Raw genomic sequence first — 21,029 nt, forward strand, 5'->3', positions numbered from 1 at the left:
ACAATTATAATATGTCAAAAGGATAGTAGTCATTCCTACTTTTTTGTTGTTTAATGGTGTATGGTTCACTCTTTTTTCTCATATTTGCTAAAAATCGAACTTTATGAAACCGATTACCACTTTTAGTCAGCTTACGGAACATCTCACAACCCTTTGCAAGCGAAAACGTGTTGTGGCAGTTTGCCCTAACGATGCTCATTCCGAGTATGCCATAAAACGTGCTGTTGAGGAAGGCTTTGCTAGTTTTCTTTTAGTGGGAGACGCCCGTTTGCTGCATTCATATACCGAATTAAGTATCTACTCTGATAACATAGAGATTATTGATATTCCCGATTCCAATGAGGCAGCACGCGAAGCAGTCCGCTTAGTCAGATCGGGTAAAGCCGATATACTCATGAAGGGGATTATCAATACAGATAATTTGCTCCGCGCCATACTCGATAAAGAGCACGGTTTGTTGCCGGCAGGTAAAGTGTTAACCCATTTGGCTGTTATGCAAATCCCTACTTACCATAAATTGTTGTTTTTCTCGGATGCGGCTGTCATTCCCAGACCAACGTTACAGCAACGCATTGAAATGATATGGTACGCTATTCGTACTTGTCATCATTTTGGGATTGAACAACCCCGCATCTCTTTAATACATTGTACGGAGAAGGTTAGCTCTAAATTTCCTCATTCACTTGATTATGTGAATATCGTTGAATTGGCTGAAGCCGGAGAGTTTGGCAATGTGATCATAGATGGTCCGCTGGATGTGCTTACCTCCTGCGAACGTGAAAGCGGAAACATAAAAGGCATTGCCTCACCCATTAACGGAGATGCTGATGTGCTTATTTTCCCTAATATAGAATCTGGGAATACCTTCTATAAATCGGTTAGCTTGTTTGCCCAGGCAGAGATGGCAGGTGTTTTGCAGGGACCAATTTGTCCGGTTGTGCTAACTTCAAGAAGCGACTCCGGTTTATCAAAATATTATAGTTTGGCAATGGCCTGTTTATCCTCTAATGATATTTAATTATGAAAATTCTGGTCGTCAATCCCGGTTCAACTTCCACGAAAGTTGCTGTTTATCTAAATAAAACCGCTTTGTTTGTAACAAACTTACGCCATTCAGTCGAAGAACTATCGGCATTTCCTACTATAATGGATCAGTTTGATTTTCGCAAACAGCTCGTTCTGAATGAATTGAACCGCAATGGAATTGCACTGCAATTTGATGTTGTGATCGGTCGCGGCGGACTTGTAAAGCCTATTCCCGGGGGCGTCTATGAAGTTAACGAAGCCATGAAGAGAGATACACTAAACGCTATGCGAACCCATGCCTGTAATTTGGGAGGTTTAATTGCTCGTGATCTGGCCTCCTCTATTCCCGGTTGCCATGCATTGATTGCCGATCCCGGAGTTGTTGACGAGCTCGATGATGTGGCCAGAGTTACAGGTTCTCCTCTCTTGCCGCGTATTTCAATCTTTCATGCCCTCAACCATAAGGCCGTTGGCCGGCGATATGCCGCCGATTGCGATACAAATTACAAAGATTTGAATCTGATTATTTGTCATTTAGGCGGAGGAATCTCCGTGGCTGCACATAGAAAAGGAAGAGCGGTTGATGTGAATAACGCATTAGATGGCGAAGGTCCCTTCTCGCCTGAGCGTGCGGGTACATTGCCCGCCGGTTCCTTAATTGACCTTTGTTACAGCGGTCGTTTTAGCCGTGAAGAATTGAAAAACAGGATTTCCGGACAAGCCGGTTTAGCAGCTCACCTGGGAACTACAGATGTCCCTGAGGTGATTTCCATGATTGAAGCGGGTGATAAACATGCCGAACTGGTGTTGAATGCCATGGTTTATAACGTTATTAAATCCATTGGTGCTCAAAGCGCAGTGTTGAAGGGTCAAGTTGATGCGATCATCCTGACAGGCGGTATTGCGCATGCCGATTATGTAGTGTCAAGAATCAAGGAATCGGTATCTTATATAGCTCCCGTTATCGTTTATCCCGGTGAAGATGAAATGGAAGCTTTAGCCATGAGCGCCTATGAAGCACTAAACGGAATACTGCCTATTAATGATTACAAATAAGCTCCTGCAAAGCTTTATCATTTATTTTTAAAAAGAACCGAATGTTACTTTTTTCAGCTCCAGATTACTTCTTTAATGTTAAATAGTAAATTTTTGGAGCATAAAATTCATTGGAAAGAAATTTTCTTTTATCTTTGCGCTTGTGTTAAGTTAATAAATTGATTAAGGTCGATTTTTGACTGTTTCGAATCGGAAAGTATGGGGGTACTTTCCGATTCTCTTTTTTAGTACCAGTTTGATTTATGGATATAAAAAAGCCCGGTCACATGTTTGCAACCGGGCCATATTATTTAGTCAAAAAGACTGCTTACTTTTTCTCGGGACGAGGGAATAAAACCTTTCTGGAAAGTTTGAATTTACCAGTTTTCTGATCCACATCGATCAATTTAACTTCAATCTCGTCGCCCTCTTTGATACCAGTTTCCTCCACTGTTTCAAGACGTTTCCAGTCCATCTCAGAGATGTGCAACAAACCGTCTTTTCCAGGTAAGAATTCAATGAAAGCGCCATAAGGCATGATAGAACGTACTTTTCCTTTGTAAACCTCGCCTACTTCAGGAACGGCTACAATACCTTTGATGATACGCATAGCGCTATCGATAGATTGCTTGTTGGTTCCGGCAATTTCAATTCTGCCCACGCCATCAACTTCTTCGATAGTAATGGTAGCACCTGTTTCCTCTTGCATTCCCTGAATGATTTTTCCACCAGGGCCAATGATTGCACCAATAAATTCTTTAGGAATAGTCAGTGTTTCAATACGAGGAGCATGATCCTTCAAGTCGGCACGAGGCTCTTGAATAGTCTCGGTGATTTTACCCAGAATATGCATACGTCCTTCTTTTGCTTGGTTCAAAGCACGTTCCAGAATTTCGAATGATAAACCGTCAACCTTGATATCCATCTGAGTGGCAGTAATACCATCTTTCGTTCCGGTTACCTTGAAGTCCATATCACCCAAGTGATCTTCGTCGCCTAAGATATCAGAAAGTACGGCATATTTTTCTTCGCCGGCATTTTTGATCAATCCCATAGCGATACCCGAAACCGGTTTTTTGATTTTCACACCGGCATCCATCAACGCAAGTGTTCCGGCACAAACAGTTGCCATTGACGACGAACCGTTTGATTCAAGAATATCAGAAACTACACGTATTACATAAGGATAGTTTGCAGGAATCATTTTCTTCAAAGCTCTGTGAGCCAAGTTTCCGTGACCAATCTCACGGCGACCTACGCCACGTTGAGCCTTCGCTTCACCGGTTGAGAAAGGAGGGAAGTTGTAGTGAAGAAGGAAACGTTCTTTTCCATGCACCAATACATCATCAATCATCTTCTCATCGAGTTTGGTTCCCAATGTAACAGAAGTCAAAGACTGCGTTTCACCACGAGTGAAGACTGCTGATCCGTGAGGTCCGGGCAAATAACTAATTTCGCTCCAGATAGGACGAATCTCAGTTGTTTGACGACCATCGAGACGCTTGCCTTCGTCAAGAATGCAACGACGCATAGCCTCTTTTTCAACATCGTGATAATATTTATTAATTAAACCAACCTTTGCAGCCAGTTCTTCTTCGCTGAAAGTTGCTTTGAATTCCTCGCGAATAGCATCGAAAGCATCCTGACGTTCGTGCTTGTTCTTATTGCCCGATGCTGCAACAGCATAAGCTTTTTCGTAGCAAGCATTGTGAACAGCCTGGCGAAGCTCCTCATCATTAACCTCGTGGCAATATTCACGTTTCACAGTTTTGCCAACCGCTTCGGTCAATTCCATTTGAGCTTTGCAATGAACCTTGATTGCTTCGTGAGCCACTTTCATTGCTTCGAGCAGTTCAGCTTCAGAAACTTCGTTCATTTCACCTTCAACCATCATGATGTTCTCATACGTTGCTGCAACCATGATATCCATGTCTGCTTGCTCCAGTTGGTCAAAAGTAGGGTTGATTATATATTTTCCGTCGATACGTGCAACACGCACTTCGGAGATAGGTCCGTTAAAAGGAATGTCCGATACGGCTAGGGCTGCAGAAGCAGCAAGTCCGGCTAATGCATCGGGCATGTCTACACCATCTGCAGAGAACAGAATAATGTTAACATAAACTTCAGCATGATAGTTGTCAGGAAACAAAGGACGTAGAGCGCGGTCTACTAGTCGGCAAGTAAGGATTTCATAATCAGAAGCTCTTCCTTCTCTCTTGGTGAAACCGCCAGGGAATCGACCGTAAGCGGCGAATTTTTCTTTATACTCTACCTGAAGAGGCATGAAATCTGTTCCGGGAACTGCATCTTTAGCGGCACAAACAGTAGCTAGTAACATGGTGTTTCCCATGCGTAGCATGACAGAACCATCTGCCTGTTTTGCCAATTTTCCCGTTTCGAGTGTGATGGCTCTTCCATCACCCAGCTCGATCGTCTTAACAATTGGGTTAATCATAAAAATTGTTTTATCTATATCTTCTTTCAAAATTCGTGCAAAGATATACAATTATCGTGCTAATATTGTGTAAATGAGATAAAAAGTTATTCCATCACTGTTTTTTTTCGTTCAAAAAGCGAAGATGAGCGCAAAATGTTTTGACTAATCTTTAAAAGAACTATATTTGCAAGCAAAAACATAATCATTATTATGAAGAAAATATCACTCATGGCACTTACTGTGCTAGTACTTAGTTCGTGTAACTCTGACCCGAAATTTAATATCAAAGGAGAAGTTTCCGATGCCGATGGCAAAATGCTTTATTTTGAATCATCCGGTCTGGAAGGTGTTGTGGCGATTGATTCAGTAGAACTGGGTAAAAACGGTTCATTTAGTTTTAAACAGTTGAGGCCGGAGTCTCCGGAGTTTTACAGGCTAAGAATTGAGGATAAAGTCGTTAATCTTTCGGTCGATTCTACTGAAACCATAGAAGTGAAAGCCCCATACGCAAAGTTCTCGACCGATTATGACGTTGTGGGCAGTGAAAACTGCGTGAAAATTAAAGAGCTTACTTTAAAACAGATTAAACTTCAATCGGATGTAGATGCCCTGTTTAAATCATTACAAGACAATGTAATCACTCACGATGTTTTTGAAGACAGTTTATCGGCTGTGATAACCAAATACAAAGATGATGTGAAAGTCAATTATATATTCTCGGCACCCAATAAGGCAGCAGCCTATTTTGCCTTGTTCCAGAAATTGAATAATTACATGATTTTTGATCCGTTGAACAACAAAGATGATGTGAAATGTTTTGGTGCTGTGGCTACAAGTCTGAATAATGATTATCCTCATGCAATCAGATCCAAGAACCTATATAATATTGTTATAAAGGGAATGAAGAATACCCGTACTCCGGTGCAAAAGACGGTAGAAATACCTCGTGAAAAGATTACTGAAGCAGGAGTTATTGATATTGCTTTAAGAGACATAAAAGGAAATGTGCGCAAGCTCACCGAGCTGAAAGGTAAAGTCGTATTACTAGATTTTACGATCTATCAAAGTGCAGTATCTGCCCCACATAATTTTACGTTGCGTGATTTGTATAATAAATATGCAGCTCAGGGACTCGAAATCTATCAGGTATCACTGGATGCAGATGAGCATTTCTGGAAAACAGCAGTTGACAATTTGCCTTGGGTATGCGTGAGAGATGCCAATGGAATTTACTCACAAATTGCAGCTATATATAATGTAAAACAAGTACCTGCCTACTTCCTGGTTAACAAAAATAATGAGCTTAGCAAGCGTGGAGAAGACATTAAAGACCTGGATGCAGCTATTAAAGCCTTATTGTAATTTGGCAAATTACGTTTTATTTTGTGTAAACATGTTACAAAGCATCCGTTTTCGCTTGACACGTATTGTTTAAAGCCTTATCTTTGTAGCAGAAAAATAGAGGGAGGGTTCCAGCATGGCTCATGTTGGAATTCTTTTTTGTTTATATGACCATTTGAAAACTAAAAAATATAGGAGAAAAAAACATGGCTTATATGTCTGAAGAAGGCTACAAGAAACTTGTAGAAGAGCTTAGGGTATTGGAAACTGTGAACCGCCCTGAGATATCGCGTCAAATTGCTGAGGCTAGAGATAAAGGAGATTTATCAGAGAATGCCGAGTATGATGCCGCAAAAGAAGCACAAGGCATGCTGGAAATGAAGATAAACAAGCTAAAAGCTATTATCGTTGATGCCAAAATCATTGATGAATCAAAACTGAAAACCGATTCGGTGCAGATTTTGAATAAAGTAGAGCTTAAGAACGTAAAGAATGGCATGAAGATGACTTATACCATTGTTTCTGAAAGCGAAGCTAACCTGAAAGAAGGCAAAATCTCTGTAAGTACACCTATTGCACAAGGTTTGTTGGGCAAGAAGGTAGGTGATGTTGCAGACATCCAGGTACCTCAGGGCAAAATCAGTTTAGAGATCATGAACATTTCGTTTTAAAGTATTAAAAGGTTGAAATAGTATATATTTCAGCCTTTCTTTCTATTAACCCAATCGTATTTAAAAAAAAGAAAGGAGCCCCTTATGGCAAGTATTTTTAGTAAGATTATTGCTGGCGACATTCCTTGTTACAAAGTAGCTGAGGATGAACACTTTTTTGCTTTTCTTGATATCAATCCTTTGGTGAAAGGACATACGTTGGTTGTTCCCAAAAGAGAGGTCGATTATATTTTCGATCTGCAAGATGAAGAGCTGGCTGCGTTTCATGTGTTTGCAAAGAGCGTAGCTCGTGCCATTGAACAAGCCATTCCTTGTAAGCGGGTAGGAGTTGCCGTCATGGGACTTGAAGTTCCTCATGCGCATATTCATTTAATTCCCATCAATAAAGAGTCTGATATGATTATTTCCAATCCTAAAATGAAATTGTCGGATTCTGAATTTGCTTTGATAGCAGAATCAATCAGAAAGGCCTGGGAAAAATAAAACAGATATATAAGCTATGTTTTCAAATGAAAAAGGGAGCGAAAGCTCCCTTTTTTTATACATAATCTTCTCCGAGTTTTATTTGCGCATCATTCACGTATTTTCTGATGGCATGCTCCTCGTCTTTCTTGCAAATGAGCAGCACATTGTCTGATTCCGCAATGAGATAACCTTCTAATCCTTCAATTACAGCCAACTTATCGGGCGGCAATGCAATAATATTGTCTTTGCTGTCATACAAAAGCGACTGGCATTTCAAAACAACATTCTTGTTGATATCCTTTGGTGAAAGATCGTACAGAGAGCCCCATGTGCCCAAGTCGGACCAACCGAAATCGCCCAAAGCCACATGCACATTGTCGGCTTTCTCCATGATACCAATATCAATAGATACGTTGGGGCAAGTTGGGAAATTCGTATTTATATAAGCTTTCTCTTGTGGTGTGCCATAAATTTCGGCACCGGCACCTAAGTTTGCTGCAACTTCCGGCAAGAAATCTTCTATTGCTTTAATGATGGTGCTGGCACTCCACAAGAAAATACCTGAATTCCAATAAAACTCGCCACTGTCAACAAACACCTTAGCCAGTTCCAGTTCCGGTTTTTCTGTGAATGTTTTCACTTTATAGAAATTATCTGCTTCCTTTTCGGCAACTTGAATGTATCCGTAACCTGTTTCTGGCCTGTTGGGCTTAATTCCCAAGGTCAGTAAACGTCCAAATTCACCAACAAACTCCAAACCTTTATTTATGGCTTCGAGAAATTCGCCCTCTTTCAGAATGAGGTGATCGGACGGTGCCACCACAATTTTTGCATTTGCGTTGATTGCTTTTATATGATAGGCGGCCCATGCTATGCAAGGAGCCGTGTTCCTTCTGGTTGGTTCCAGTAAAATTTGCTTCGGGTTTAGGCTTGGCAGCTGTTCCTTTACTAAATCAGCATATATATCATTCGTTACAATAAAGATGTTTTCAGTGGGAATCACCTTGCTGAATCTATCGAATGTTTGCTGTAGCAGAGAGCGTCCTGTGCCGAAGAAATCAAGAAATTGTTTGGGAAGTGTTTTGCGGCTGAAAGGCCAGAACCGGCTTCCGATTCCTCCTCCCATTATCACACAATAGTTATCCTTATTCGTCATGATATTGACTGTTTTTAAAGTTTCCGCTAATGTAGGATTTATTTCGTTAAAAGGAATGCTTTGTTAGTTATTTATTGTTTTTCTGCGGATTTTTAAGGGAAACTCTTGCAGGTTTAGAAAAAAGCCGTATCTTTGCACCGCAATTAAGCCCAGATGGCGGAATCGGTAGACGCGCTGGTCTCAAACACCAGTGGATTCACTTCCATCCCGGTTCGACCCCGGGTCTGGGTACCACTAAGAAAGCTAAGTATTGATTATTCAGTACTTAGCTTTTTTGCTTTAATATAAGACACAGAAGTGTCAACTTTGTTTGGTGAAACAAAATAAAAACAGTACTTTTGAAAATAGATACAGTCACTTAAGTAGCAATTCATGGAACAAGGAATTTGGCAAGAGATTGAAGCACTGCAGCGTAAGTTCGTAAAACTAGGTATCAGTGAAGCGGTGGACTATGAGAAGTACTACCTCTATTCGCTCATTGCCCATTCTACTGCCATCGAAGGCTCTACCCTGACTGAATCAGAAGCGCAACTGCTTTTTGACGAAGGTGTTGTAGCCGGTGGTAAACCTCTTCTTCATCACTTGATGAACGGGGACTTGAAGAACGCCTACGAGTTGGCGATAAGAGAAGCCAAAGAGAAAACACCTATTACTTCTGCATTCCTACAAACCCTCAATGCTACATTGATGCATTCCACAGGAGGCATTCACAGCGTAATGGGTGGCTCTTTTGATTCTTCGAAAGGTGAGTACCGTCTCTGTGGAGTTACAGCTGGCATCGGTGGTCGCTCCTATATGAACTATCAGAAAGTCCCTTCAATGGTTACTGAACTGTGTAACTATCTGCAAAAGCGTATCGCCAAAGCATCCACTATTCAAGAACAATACGAGCTCAGTTTTAATGCTCATCTAAATCTGGTAACCATTCATCCGTGGGTAGATGGAAACGGACGCGCTTCTCGTCTGTTGATGAACTATATCCAATTCCTCTATAACCTTTTTCCAACGAAACTCTTCAAAGAAGATAGAGATGAATATATTCTTGCCTTGCGCCAGTCGCAAGATGAAGACAGTAACCAATCTTTCTTGGCATTTATGGCAGGGCAATTAAGAAAGTCCCTTTCCTTAGAAATTGAGCGTTTTGATGCTTCGCAGAAGAAAGGATTCAGTTTTATGTTTTGAGTACGGAGTAGATTGAGGATGTTATTGGTGAAATGCAGTACCTGAAGTATTTTGATTATCTGTTCTTTGTTTATGCCAAATGGTTTTTGTGATTCTCACGAATATTTATAAAATTTTATACATTGTTCAAAAGGTTGTTTATTATCAAAGTTTTGTTATAACAATTACAACCAGATACTTGCTCCAATCCTGAACCCGATGTAGCGTTTCAGGTTCATCTCTTCAGGTAGAAAGCCTTCGGTCTTAGCAGTCATTCCTAAATTTAGAGATAATCTTTTAACTCCTTTTGTTCCTGAATAGACCCTGTATTTACCTGTTAAATCAATGGCAGTTCCAAGTTTCCCCGAGTTTTCAGCAAAAGCCAATGCTCTAGGTTGTATCCAGCCGTGCAAAGCAGCATCAATAGCGATGTTTTGTGCTACTGATATATTGTATAAATCAGCTCCCAATGCGGGAAACCATGTATTTTTGTTTTCATATTGTCTCAAATAAAAATGGGCATTGACGGACTTTGTTGTCAGCCAGAAATGTTCGTCAATGTAATCTCCAAAGGGAACCATGCCATAGCCCAAAGCGAAATTCCCGTTGCATTTGCTATTCAACTTAAAGCCGGTTTTTCCAAGAAGTAGTGGGTCTACTAAATTTAAAAGCGAACGCCAGCCTACTCTTTTTACGAATCTCTTCTCTTTATTTGTTAAATCGTTGTAGTCTGTATATCGTTTAAATTCCATGTTCGGACGATGTAGGTGCCGTATTGCTCCATAGACATCATGGCCCACGATATCTCGCTTCAATTCATCATTCTCTTCTTCTATACCTGCGTCTATTTTCAGTAACCCCATAGCATAATAAGTTACTAATGAAACTTTGCGTATAAAATATTCAGTCCACAGAATGCTCATGCTCTCCTGTCCCCAATTCATTTGTGAGGATTCGCGTAGCAACATGGCGTAATCTGACTCTAATCCTGCTGTGTGTAAACGTATATAATTCGGTAAATCAGTATCTCGTAACGTTTTCAAGTCTATGTCTTTTACACCTGTCACATAAACTGCTCCGTCTTTATTAATAAATGGTTGTGAAATACTTCCTATTCCTTTGTAGGTAAGTATGGAACGATGCCCTTCTTCATGCGTTAAAGGAATAAATATCAAGGAGGCTACCGATTGCAAAAGTAGATTGCTGAGGTAAATAGGCTTGTTTTTGAAGATTACAATTTTATTTAATTGACGCATGCTTAGTCTATACAGACTTAAACAATTTTCGTTGGCCTGGCGCATGGTAAAGAGCTTGGCAGGAGAGCCGATTAGAAGAAAAGAATACTCTTTCACTGCCAATGAATCTTTACTTCTGTTTTGTGAAGCAGCATTCACTACTAAAACACAAAATAGAAGTAATGTAATATATGATCTTTTTTTAATCATGAGCAATTTCGAATCTAAAGTTAGTCATGGTTCTTATTGTTTATGAGGTTTACTACCACTTTTACCATGGTGTCTTTCTCTTCAGTACGGCTTTCAGCAATCATTAGAGTCGGGGCAACTAGTGCTCCGTCCTACCCATCACTTGCCTTATGTATTAAATGTTCCAACACTCCCCGTTTGCTCTGATCTAAACTTATCCTTGTCATACTCTTCTTTCAGCATTGAATAATACAATCGATCAACATATTTACCATCTGTATAAAAGAAATCACGTAGAGTTCCTTCATACGTAAAATTACATTTTCTTATAACGCCCTGCGAAGCTATATTCCCTTCTTTGTGGCAGACTTGTACTTTGTGGAAATTGACATGGTTAAAACAAAAATCCAGAATGGCCTTTACCGCTTCTGTTGCATAGCCCTTGCGATGAAATTTGCTTCCTAAAGCATATTCTATCTCACAAAAATGGTTTTTGTTGTCGATAAGAAAAATGGCAACTTGTCCGATGCATATACCGGACTCCTTTTGAATAATTGCCCAACGATAGTAATCTGGGTTTTTGTATGAGTTAATGTATTTATCTAATAGTGCTCTGACTTCTTCTTTTGTTACGTATACCGGTTCGCTGTACAAGGACTGAATTTTTGGATCGCTAATCCAGTAGGCCAGCATATCGTTATCGTCTGCGTACTGAAAGGGTCTTAGTGTAAGCCTCTCTGTATTGATGACTTTTGTTCCGCAGTGTTTTAGTGTATCATCCAAAGTATAATAGTTCGCTTTCGGGTCAAAAATAAAACCGTTACCTAGTAATGCTTTGCAAGAAGCGATGTTGTCACTATCCGGCTGAACTATGATCTTAGCATGTGGATATTGTGTTTTTATGCGTTCAACCAGCAATCTGATTATTTGCTTGCCATAGCCTTTTCGCAGATAATCTTCTTCCCCGATAAAGTAGTCGATGCTGAATAATTCATGTGGCCGGTCTACAGTGTACCAATCTTCCTTAGCGGCAAAGCAGTCGTAGTATTGTCCAAAACCAATAGGGTGGTTTCCTTCTTGTGCAATGAAATGGTTGAGAAAGCTAAAGTAGCCTTTTCTTTCTTTGATCTCATTTAGCCATTCATCGGCATCGTTATACCACTTCAACACGTGTTCTTTGTTTAACCAGCAGGTTAGTTGCCGGATGTGGCTATCTTGAACGGGAACTAATTTTAATTTTTCCATATCGATATTGTTTTATTCTGAATATGAGCTGTTTACAAATGTAGTAATTTGATTTCACTTAAAGATCATTCCTTTCAATATACTTGTATGGTAAAATATATTTTGTACCTTTACCTCATAATTAATCAGTTGATGGCTAACCAATGAATTCAGTTCAACTTTCTAGTAATCAAATTCAGAGAATAGAGTCTTTCCTACGGAGAAAAGGGATTGAGGTAACTAATATGGAGAGTTTTACTTTTATGACCAGATATGATTTGAGCACGTCGATAAAGTGTAAACCTCAATTCCGAAATCTGGCCGGACCGGGAGTCTTTACTTTCAGGCTAAAGTCGGGTACTCTTCGTGCTTTTAAATTATATCCGTATCGTTTACGCTACAGCTACCTGATTCAGTATCTTATAGAAAAAAAGATTCCGTTTATAAACTATGTTCCTCAAGAAAAAAGGGATATGGATTTCTGTTACCTAGAGTTTCCCGGTTTTTCTATGCGATTAGCTTATTTTACTGTATTGGCTTTAATTTTGACTTTTTCTTCTATTTTTCTTTTCCTGCACCAACCGCTCTCTGTAGCGATATTTGGTGTTGCATATTTGTTGTTGGGTGTTTGCCTATTATACCATGGCGTTTTGAAGCAACATTCACTTGTTTTTGATGCTCATAATCTCATTTTGCGTAATTATTTTCAAAAGAAAGTAATACCGTATCATGAGCTGAAGAAAGTAAACTTCGGTGGTAGAAGCCATTATAAAAATGTTCATCCGTTTTTCATGGAGATACTTGATGCTCAAAACAACTATCATGTATTTTTTCTGGGTAACGTTAATAAAAAAAATATGATAAGTGCGGTTGAATGTCTCAAAGCGCATGGTATTGATGCTACTTCAGAAGCTATTATATAAACAAAAATTATCTGCTACTTACAAAACCTTGTGCACACCCGGGTGTACAACTATCATACACCCGGGTGTACGGGACTTGTACATGGGGGTGTACAAACTGTGTACATCCGGGTGGAGACGAAAATTGCTAACCTGCAAAATAAATTGCAGAAGCATGCTAACTAAAGATTCTATATATAAACAATAAGTGACTATAAACTTGTAAGAAATTAGTGCCAAAAAAGTTGGTGATACTTGGTGATACTTGGTGAGGCTTTTTTTAAGGCAAGTATCACACACAATAGTTTGGTTATCAACTAGTTATGGCGTTGGTGATACTTGGTGATACTTTTTTTCATACTTTTTATGTAGCAAAGTGTCTTGCGGAACAAAGCACTGCTATTCTTTAAAAGAAGTCAAACTTTTATTTTTAATATTAATTCATATTTACATAGTTTGCATATCATTTATTTTATTCGTATCTTTATTCCGTTGAATTACAGAGGGTAACATGATGTTGATTACATTAATATATATGCGTTTATCATGCATTTATTAAGACTTAGTTTACGACGTTTATCCTATATGTATCGACAAAAAGCTTAATTTGGCGGTTTTTATTGTTTTCAATAACAATCGATATGTTCTCTCTTAAAGTTTGTTTTAGATGGATATTAGTTTCAGGTCTCGCAGTTGCGGGACCTGTTTTTTTATATCCGCTCCTCGTTATTACTTAAAAATAGTATCTTTGTGCTCCTATTTTTTATGTATATGAGTATCATACGTAAATTGAAGCATCCGTTTATCTGGCTTTCGCGTTTCCGTAACCGTTGTGGTTATGGAGTGCACTCGCCTTTTGCCTTTAACTTTATTACGAATGTAATTTATGAAAGGCTTCCTTATTATGCATACCGCACATTGCCCATGCAAGAAAGGGAGCTGGCTCGTCATAACAAAGGGAAAATGTTTTTCCGGGAAAGCCGAAAGGTGAGCCGGCTTTTGTTTCGATTGGTTAACATGGCTCAGCCCCATGTGATCGTGCATGTGGGGAGGCGGTCATCGGCTGCTGTGTATTTGCAAGCTGCCAAAACGACTGCTACTTATTTATATGCCGAATCGTTTTCGGAAGTTTCTTTGAATGATGGAATGCCTATTGATTTTTTGTTTGTCGATGCCGAGGCTGCTTTGCTTACTCCTCAGGTTCTTGACAATCTGCTGAATCGTCATTCTTCTCAATCAATCTATGTTTTTCGGGGCATTGGTTACGGCAAGGAGATAAAGGCTTGCTGGAAAAAATTGCAGGATGATGAGCGGACGGGCATTACGTTTGATCTTTATGACCTGGGTATTGTTTTCTTTGATAAAAAGAAGATAAAACAACACTATACGGTCAACTTTTAGTAGGTGGCTGCTGTTAATCTTTTACTAATAAGCAATGATATGAAGAAAAGTTTAGTATATACGAAGACGGGTGACAAAGGACGTACCGGACTGATTGGGGGTACGCGGGTGTTGAAAACGGATGCACGGCTCGAGGCTTATGGCACGGTAGATGAGCTCAATGCTCATTTAGGGGTGCTCATTACTTATCTGACTGAAGAGGGTGATGCCGAATTTCTGCGCGTGGTGCAGGACAAGCTTTTTGGTGTGGGGTCTTATCTGGCAACGGATCAGGAGAAGACCGACTTGCATGCCGTAAGTATCATCAAGCCCGAGGATGTGGAAAAAATAGAACTGGCTATTGATGAAGCCGATAACGGATTGCCGGCTATTAATAATTTTGTACTTCCCGGTGGTGCAAGGGCTTCGGCTTTCTGCCATGTGTGCCGAACGGTTTGCCGCCGTGCCGAAAGGCGTATCTTGGCTTTGACGGATCATTTGACTATTGATCAGAATTTATTGGCTTATATCAACCGTCTGTCCGATTATCTTTTCGTTTTATCACGTAGGATTAATTTTCTGGAGAAAAAAGACGAAATATTTTGGAATAATCGTTGCAAATGAAGTATTTTATTATACTTTTGCCGAAAATATAAAAAAAGAGGAATAATATTCACATTTTAAATACTGTAAAACTATGTATTGGACGTTGGAATTAGCATCAAAATTGGAAGATGCACCTTGGCCTGCTACCAAGGATGAGCTTATCGATTATGCAATGCGGTCGGGAGCCCCTCTTGAAGTAATTGAAAACCTTCAGGAAATGGAGGATGAGGGTGAAATCTATGAAAGCATTGAAGATATTTGGCCCGATTATCCGAGTAAAGAAGATTTCTTTTTTAACGAAGAGGAGTATTAAAACTACAATAGATAGAAAGAATACGAAGCCTGGTGATTTGTTACCGGGCTTTTTTTGTGTTTCACATTGTAAACAAAAGGGGCTCGCAGGGCGTTCCTTAAAAAGAATTTCTTACTTTTGCAGAAATATTAAACTTTATGACTTATGAAAAAATGGATTACTCTTTTTACTGTGACTGTTTGTTTGGCTATGGCTATGCCGGCTAAAGCACAAATTAAGTTTGGTGTGAAAGGCGGTTTGAATTTGGCTTCGGCTTCACTTTCTGATGCATGGGATGCTAAAGGCAATGCAGATAATTATACCGGCTTTTTTATTGGCCCGATGGTAGACATTACAATACCTATTATAGGATTAGGTGTTGATGGTGCTTTGATGTATGCTCAAAAAGGAACGAAGTTCTCTTATGAGGAAGGTAATATTTCAAAAGAAAAGACTTTCAAACAACAGGGTGTTGAGATTCCTATCAATCTGAAGTATTCTATTGGATTAGGTAGTCTGGCCAGTCTTTATTTCGCTGCCGGTCCCAGTTTCTTTTTTAATATGAACTCTGACGATGACTTGACTTTTGATTCGGTGAAAGGTTCGCTGGATTATGATAAGTCCGAAGTGTCACTAAACCTGGGTGCCGGTGTGAAGTTACTCAAACATCTTCAGTTGGGTGTTAACTACAACATGGGGTTAACTGATTCGGCAAAGGCGAAGATTGATAGTCCTTCTAGTGCATGGGATGCCATTAATGGTGAATCTTATAAATCGAAGATGTGGCAGGTTTCTGTGGCTTACTTGTTCTAGAATTCTTAGAATTTACAAATATGCGAAGATAGAGGGGTTTAGGCTCCTCTATTTTTTTGCGCTGACGCTACCCTGCTTTACATAAGAACTTTTTTGTACCTTTGCTCTACGATGAAAAAATATGTAGATGTTATATTGCCTTTGCCACTGAACGGAACTTATACGTATGCCGTTCCCGATGACTTGTCTCTGTCTGTTGAGGCGGGCTGCCGGGTGGTGGTTCCTTTTGGGAGAAAGAAGTATTACACGGCAATTATCAGCAATGTGCATTATTGTCCGCCTTCGGAGTATGAAGTAAAGGAGTTGTTTGCTGTGCTGGATGATTCGCCTGTGTTGTTGCCTCTTCAATATCGGTTCTGGCAATGGCTTTCGGGATATTATTTGTGTCCCCTGGGTGATGTCTATAAGGCAGCCATGCCTTCGGGACTGAAGCTCGAAAGTGAAACGATGGTGGAATATAATCCCGATTTTGAATCGTTGCAGCCTTTGTCGGCCAAGGAGCAATTGGTTCTCGATTTGCTGTCTGCCGAACATGAGCAGTGCGTAAGCAAACTGGAGAAAGACAGCGGAATAAAAAATATACTGACCGTCATTAAATCTTTGCTCGATAAAGGGGCGCTTTTTGTGAAGGAGGAGTTACGCCGAAACTATAAACCACGCACGGAAGTGCGGGTTCGCCTGTGCAGCGAAGTGGCTCACGAGGAGAAGTTGCAGGCTCTGTTTACTGAGCTGGGAAGGGCGCCTAAGCAATTGGCCTTGCTGATGAAATACCTTGAACTGTCTGCCTTTATGGGAACGGGAACGTTGAAAGAGGTTTCCAAGAAGGAGCTTTTAAAGCAAGCCGATGTTTCGGCCAATGTGTTTGCTGCATTGGTTGACAAGCGGTTGTTTGAGGTGTATGATTTTGAGGTGGGACGCTTAACAAATGCTTTGGCCAATGTGTTGCCTTTAAATCCGCTGAATGAGTTTCAACGCAAAGGGTATGCCGAGGTGGTGGAGTCTTTCAAACAAAAGAATGTTTGTTTGCTGCACGGGGTTACGTCAAGCGGTAAAACGGAAATTTACATTCACTTAATTGCCGATGCACTGGCGCAGGGAAAGCAGGTGTTGTACTTGCTTCCCGAAATAGCGTTGACGACTCAGATCACAGAGCGCTTGCAGCGTGTGTTTGGCTCCAAACTGGGTGTGTATCATTCTAAATTTCCCGATGCCGAGCGGGTGGAGATTTGGCAGAAGCAGTTGAGCAATGAGCCGTATGATGTGATTCTGGGTGTGCGCTCGTCGGTCTTTTTGCCGTTCAGCAGGTTGGGACTGGTCATTGTCGACGAGGAGCATGAAAATACGTATAAACAGCAGGATCCGGCTCCGCGTTATCATGCACGCAACGCAGCCATTGTATTGGCTTCTATGTGTGGTGCCAAAACGCTGCTAGGCACGGCAACGCCGTCTATCGAGAGTTATTTCAACGCGCAAACGGGTAAGTATGGTTTGGTGGAGATAAAAGAGAGGTTTCAGGAGATTCAGCTTCCCGAAATTGTGCCGGTTGACATCAAGGAGTTGTACCGAAAGAAGCGAATGACGGGTCCGTTTTCTCCGCTTTTGCTCAAGGAGATTACCGATGCATTGGAACGGAGTGAACAGGTTATTCTGTTTCAAAACCGACGCGGATTTGCTCCGATGATTGAGTGCCGCACGTGCGGATGGGTACCCAAGTGCAAGAATTGTGATGTGAGTTTAACGTATCACAAGGGTATGAATCAGCTGACTTGTCACTATTGCGGATACACGTATCAAGTGCCCACGGTTTGTCCGGCATGCGGGGGTGTGGAGTTGTTGCATAGGGGTTTTGGCACGGAGAAAATTGAGGATGACATCAAGTTGTTGTTCCCCGATGTTGCTGTGGCGAGAATGGACTTGGACACTACACGCACGCGAACGGCTTACGAAAAGATTATTGCTGATTTTACGGAAGGAAGAACGCGCATTCTTATTGGTACGCAGATGGTGTCTAAAGGTCTCGACTTTGACCGGGTGAGTGTGGTGGGAATACTCAATGCGGATACGATGTTGAATTATCCTGATTTTCGTTCTTACGAACGGGCTTTTCAGTTAATGGCGCAGGTGGCGGGCCGGGCCGGGAGAAAGCATAAAAGGGGAAAGGTTATTTTGCAGACGAAGAGCATGGATCATGAGGTGATTGCTCAGGTCATTGATAACCGGTACGAGGAGATGGCGCAAGGGCAGTTGGCCGAGAGGCAGATGTTTCAGTATCCTCCTTTCTTTAGGCTTATTTATGTGTATATGAAACACAAAAATAGTGAGTTGCTCGATAAGATGGCGGATGAGATGGCAGGTAAGTTAAAAACGGTTTTGGGTACCAGGGTGCTTGGTCCGGATAAACCGCCGGTGGCAAGGATACAGACTTTGTACATCAAGAAGCTGGTGGTGAAGATTGAGAATGATGTTTCCATGAATAAGGTACGGGAGATTTTGTATGATGCGCGACTGGCGATGTTGCAAAATGAACTTTTTAAATCGGCTATCATTTATTATGATGTGGATCCGATGTAATATAGTAAATGTGTATGAAGAAAAAGATATTGTTTGTCTGCTTGGGTAATATTTGCCGCTCTCCGGCAGCAGAGGGGGTGATGCGTCACTTAATAGAGGAGAGGGAGTTGAATGATTTGTTCGAGATTGATTCGGCCGGTATATTGAGTTATCATCAGGGGGAATTGCCCGATTCCCGAATGCGTGCGCATGCCGCTCGCCGGGGGTATAACCTGATACATCGGTCTCGCCCGGTGAAAACGGACGACTTTGAGGTGTTCGATCTCATCATCGGCATGGATGATCGCAACATTGATGATTTGCGTGAACGGGCTTCTTCTCTGGAGGCTTGTGACAAAATACACCGGATGACCGACTTCTGCACTCGTATGCAAGCCGATCATGTTCCCGATCCGTATTATGGCGGTACGCAGGGTTTTGAGTATGTGCTCGACATACTGGAGGATGCTTGCGACGGCTTACTTACTTTTTTAACTCCGGATAACTGATGCGGGTGTGGTAGATGGTTTTGAGCTTTTCTTTGAACACTCCTTTGATGATGGCTATGTCTTTGAATGTAATGGGGCATTCTTTGAAATAGCCTTCTTCTACCTGCGAATCGATTATCTTTTCAACCAGGTTGCCAATGCTTTCTTCGGTGTACTCGGGCAGACTGCGTGAAGCGGCTTCTACTCCGTCGGCCATCATCAGGATGGCGGTTTCACGGGTGAAGGGGTTGGGACCGGGGTAGGTGAAGAGTTTTTCATCGGGTTCTTCGTCGGGGTGCTCGTTTTTCCATGAAATGTAGAAGAACTTGGTTTTTCCCTTGCCATGGTGGGTGGTGATGAAGTCTTTAATGACTTTGGGCAGGTTGTGTTTCTCGGCCAGCTTAACGCCATCGGTTACGTGGCTGATTACAATTTGTGCACTCTGTTCGTAACTGAGTTTTTCGTGCGGGTTGATGCCGCCCGATTGGTTCTCGGTAAAGAAAACGGGGTTCTCCATCTTTCCGATATCGTGGTAGAGGGCTCCGGTACGTACCAACTGGCTTTTGGCACCGATGCGTATGGCTGCTTCTGCCGCAAGATTGGCTACTTGCAGTGAATGTTGGAAGGTTCCCGGTACTGTTTCGGACAGTTGTCTGAGTAGGTTGTTGTTGATGTTTGAGAGTTCTACCAAGGTTACGTTGGAGGTAAAGCTGAATATCTTTTCGAGCAGGAACAACAAGGGGTAGGTGAACAGTAGCAATATGCCGTTGATCACGAAATAGATGTACATGCTGCGGTTTAACTTAGACAGGTCGTTCTCTGTTATCAGTTCGAATGAGAAGTAGAGTACGATGTAAGTCACGATAACTAGTATGGCTGTACGGAAGAGTTGTGAGCGTTGTGACAGTTCTCGCAGACTGTATATGGCTACCAACCCGGCTGTGAGTTGAAGCAGTATAAACTCGTGTGGATAACGAAGTGTAATGGAGCATGCCAGTATGGTGATAACGTGCGTAATGAAGGCTGTTCGTGAATCAAGAAATATACGCGTGATAATGGGCAGCATGGCATAGGGTATGATGTAGATGCTAAAGAGGTTGTTGCTGATCATAAGCGCCGTAACGATGCAATAGAACATGATGAGGGAGAACAATAAGGGCATACTGCCTTTTCGCTCATAATAGTCTTTGCGGAACAGTTCCATGTAGAGCATGAAACAAAGCATCAGGATTCCGATGAAGAGTATTTGTCCTCCCAGAATTAATTGCTTTTGTCCGATGGACTCACTTCGTTTGATGGATTCTTTTTTCAGTGATTCCAGAATGTTATATGTACGTTGATCTATGATTTCTCCGCGATCAATAATTTTCTGCCCGCTTTGTACCACTCCGTTTGCCCAGGAGTAGTTATCTAAAAGTTCTTTTTTGGCTGCCTCAGTTTTCTCACTGTCATAAGTCAGATTGGGCAGAACGTATTCGTTCAGAGAACCACGACGAAGAATTTCTTTCTTATAATGAATGGTGTCGGCAGACAAAAGGTATTCGTAGGCTTCCTTTACGCTGTACACATTGTCTGCCAGTTGTTGGTTGGCCAGTTTGTCTTCCACCACCATGATGAAGGTGACGCTGTCTTTTTTTATTTGACTGATGTCTTCCGTTGATGCGATACCTTTGGCATAGATTTCTTTCAATGTTTTTTCTAGGTGATGCAGGTATCCCACAGAGGGAATAATTTGATTGAGGTGTTTCTTGTAATTCTCTTTCAACTTTCTTACAGCGTCCTTCTCAACTGTTTTGTTTAAACGATAGTAGGGCTGGAAGGAAGCCAATAGGCTGTCTTGCTCTTTTTTCACTACGGCTTCGTCTTTGTAAATAGGGAAGTCGAAGGTTGCCATCAGTTGGCCGTATTTCCAGGGCTTATTAAGGTCGAACTGATAACTGAACTTCCCTTCACGAGGAAGAAAATAGACAATAAGTGCTACTGTGCCTGCAAAGACAAGTACTTTATATAGTAAATCTCTGTATGAAAAGCTTTTCTTTATCTTCAAATAACTCATAT

Annotated in this window: 18 protein-coding genes, 1 tRNA gene and 1 pseudogene; 14 read left to right on the forward strand and 6 right to left on the reverse strand. The window is 41.2% G+C overall.

Annotation, left to right across the window (positions count from 1 at the left end; genetic code table 11):
- The first annotated feature begins 103 nt into the window (after positions 1 to 103).
- Together ACKPCE_RS05225 and buk are read left to right on the forward strand one after the other, a co-directional pair.
- Positions 104 to 1,018: a phosphate acyltransferase gene (locus ACKPCE_RS05225; RefSeq protein ID WP_319504437.1), complete on the forward strand. Its 915-nt coding sequence runs from the start codon at positions 104 to 106 to the stop codon at positions 1,016 to 1,018.
- A gap of 2 nt (positions 1,019 to 1,020) precedes the next feature.
- A complete protein-coding gene (buk, locus tag ACKPCE_RS05230; RefSeq protein WP_319504438.1) occupies positions 1,021 to 2,082 on the forward strand; it encodes a butyrate kinase in 1,062 nt (353 codons plus the stop codon).
- A 307-nt stretch (positions 2,083 to 2,389) separates the two neighbouring features.
- On the opposite strand, the gene pnp is transcribed toward buk, so the two are convergent.
- Positions 2,390 to 4,516, reverse strand: coding sequence for a polyribonucleotide nucleotidyltransferase (pnp, locus tag ACKPCE_RS05235; RefSeq protein ID WP_319504439.1), 2,127 nt, complete (start codon positions 4,514 to 4,516; stop codon positions 2,390 to 2,392).
- Between the two features lie 192 nt (positions 4,517 to 4,708).
- Here pnp and ACKPCE_RS05240 point away from each other — a divergent pair, with 192 nt between their 5' ends.
- The 3 genes from ACKPCE_RS05240 (at position 4,709) to ACKPCE_RS05250 (ending at position 6,993) form a co-directional block, all read left to right on the forward strand.
- The gene (locus ACKPCE_RS05240) at positions 4,709 to 5,860 is read left to right on the forward strand and encodes a thioredoxin-like domain-containing protein (RefSeq protein ID WP_319504440.1); all 1,152 of its coding nucleotides are present in this window, start codon (positions 4,709 to 4,711) and stop codon (positions 5,858 to 5,860) included.
- Between the two features lie 185 nt (positions 5,861 to 6,045).
- The gene (gene greA, locus ACKPCE_RS05245; protein WP_319504441.1) at positions 6,046 to 6,510 is read left to right on the forward strand and encodes a transcription elongation factor GreA; all 465 of its coding nucleotides are present in this window, start codon (positions 6,046 to 6,048) and stop codon (positions 6,508 to 6,510) included.
- Positions 6,511 to 6,594: 84 nt separating this feature from the next.
- On the forward strand, positions 6,595 to 6,993 hold the full coding sequence (locus ACKPCE_RS05250; RefSeq protein ID WP_276991885.1) for an HIT family protein: 399 nt from the start codon (positions 6,595 to 6,597) through the stop codon (positions 6,991 to 6,993).
- A 55-nt stretch (positions 6,994 to 7,048) separates the two neighbouring features.
- Here the strand turns inward: ACKPCE_RS05250 and ACKPCE_RS05255 are convergent, their stop codons facing one another.
- Complete coding sequence (locus ACKPCE_RS05255; RefSeq protein WP_319504442.1) at positions 7,049 to 8,131, reverse strand: mannose-1-phosphate guanylyltransferase; 1,083 nt, start codon at positions 8,129 to 8,131, stop codon at positions 7,049 to 7,051.
- 147 nt (positions 8,132 to 8,278) lie between these two features.
- Here ACKPCE_RS05255 and ACKPCE_RS05260 point away from each other — a divergent pair.
- Positions 8,279 to 8,365, forward strand: a tRNA-Leu gene (locus ACKPCE_RS05260).
- Between the two features lie 138 nt (positions 8,366 to 8,503).
- A complete protein-coding gene (locus ACKPCE_RS05265) occupies positions 8,504 to 9,313 on the forward strand; it encodes a Fic family protein (protein WP_319504443.1) in 810 nt (269 codons plus the stop codon).
- A 164-nt stretch (positions 9,314 to 9,477) separates the two neighbouring features.
- On the opposite strand, the gene ACKPCE_RS05270 is transcribed toward ACKPCE_RS05265, so the two are convergent.
- The 3 genes and pseudogenes from ACKPCE_RS05270 to ACKPCE_RS05280 all read right to left on the reverse strand — a co-directional run bounded on the left by ACKPCE_RS05270 (position 9,478) and on the right by ACKPCE_RS05280 (position 11,961).
- Positions 9,478 to 10,737 carry a hypothetical protein gene (locus ACKPCE_RS05270; protein WP_319504444.1) on the reverse strand — a complete coding sequence of 420 codons (1,260 nt, stop codon included), beginning with the start codon at positions 10,735 to 10,737 and terminating at the stop codon, positions 9,478 to 9,480.
- A 20-nt stretch (positions 10,738 to 10,757) separates the two neighbouring features.
- Positions 10,758 to 10,868: pseudogene (locus ACKPCE_RS05275) on the reverse strand (cytochrome C biogenesis protein CycH); the annotation flags it as partial.
- Between the two features lie 16 nt (positions 10,869 to 10,884).
- Entirely contained in the window at positions 10,885 to 11,961 is a 1,077-nt protein-coding gene (locus tag ACKPCE_RS05280; protein WP_319504445.1) for a GNAT family N-acetyltransferase, read from the reverse strand.
- Between the two features lie 224 nt (positions 11,962 to 12,185).
- On the opposite strand from ACKPCE_RS05280, the gene ACKPCE_RS05285 reads away from it, so the two are divergent.
- From ACKPCE_RS05285 to ACKPCE_RS05315, 7 genes are all read left to right on the forward strand, one after another.
- Positions 12,186 to 12,863 carry a hypothetical protein gene (locus ACKPCE_RS05285; protein ID WP_319504446.1) on the forward strand — a complete coding sequence of 226 codons (678 nt, stop codon included), beginning with the start codon at positions 12,186 to 12,188 and terminating at the stop codon, positions 12,861 to 12,863.
- Positions 12,864 to 13,613: 750 nt separating this feature from the next.
- On the forward strand, positions 13,614 to 14,243 hold the full coding sequence (locus tag ACKPCE_RS05290) for a hypothetical protein (RefSeq protein WP_319504447.1): 630 nt from the start codon (positions 13,614 to 13,616) through the stop codon (positions 14,241 to 14,243).
- Between the two features lie 39 nt (positions 14,244 to 14,282).
- A complete protein-coding gene (locus ACKPCE_RS05295; protein ID WP_024996921.1) occupies positions 14,283 to 14,846 on the forward strand; it encodes a cob(I)yrinic acid a,c-diamide adenosyltransferase in 564 nt (187 codons plus the stop codon).
- A 73-nt stretch (positions 14,847 to 14,919) separates the two neighbouring features.
- Positions 14,920 to 15,141, forward strand: a complete 222-nt coding sequence (locus ACKPCE_RS05300) for a DUF2795 domain-containing protein (protein ID WP_002558131.1) — start codon at positions 14,920 to 14,922, stop codon at positions 15,139 to 15,141.
- A gap of 144 nt (positions 15,142 to 15,285) precedes the next feature.
- Complete coding sequence (locus ACKPCE_RS05305) at positions 15,286 to 15,933, forward strand: porin family protein (RefSeq protein ID WP_319504448.1); 648 nt, start codon at positions 15,286 to 15,288, stop codon at positions 15,931 to 15,933.
- A gap of 111 nt (positions 15,934 to 16,044) precedes the next feature.
- Complete coding sequence (priA, locus tag ACKPCE_RS05310; RefSeq protein ID WP_319504449.1) at positions 16,045 to 18,504, forward strand: replication restart helicase PriA; 2,460 nt, start codon at positions 16,045 to 16,047, stop codon at positions 18,502 to 18,504.
- A gap of 14 nt (positions 18,505 to 18,518) precedes the next feature.
- Positions 18,519 to 18,992 carry a low molecular weight protein-tyrosine-phosphatase gene (locus tag ACKPCE_RS05315; protein WP_319504450.1) on the forward strand — a complete coding sequence of 158 codons (474 nt, stop codon included), beginning with the start codon at positions 18,519 to 18,521 and terminating at the stop codon, positions 18,990 to 18,992.
- Here the strand turns inward: ACKPCE_RS05315 and ACKPCE_RS05320 are convergent.
- Positions 18,967 to 21,027, reverse strand: a complete 2,061-nt coding sequence (locus ACKPCE_RS05320) for an HD family phosphohydrolase (RefSeq protein WP_319504451.1) — start codon at positions 21,025 to 21,027, stop codon at positions 18,967 to 18,969. The genes ACKPCE_RS05315 and ACKPCE_RS05320 overlap by 26 nt on opposite strands.
- Positions 21,028 to 21,029 lie beyond the last annotated feature (2 nt).

Origin of the sequence: Bacteroides graminisolvens (assembly GCF_963666085.1) — a bacterium.
Lineage (GTDB): Bacteria > Bacteroidota > Bacteroidia > Bacteroidales > Bacteroidaceae > Bacteroides > Bacteroides graminisolvens.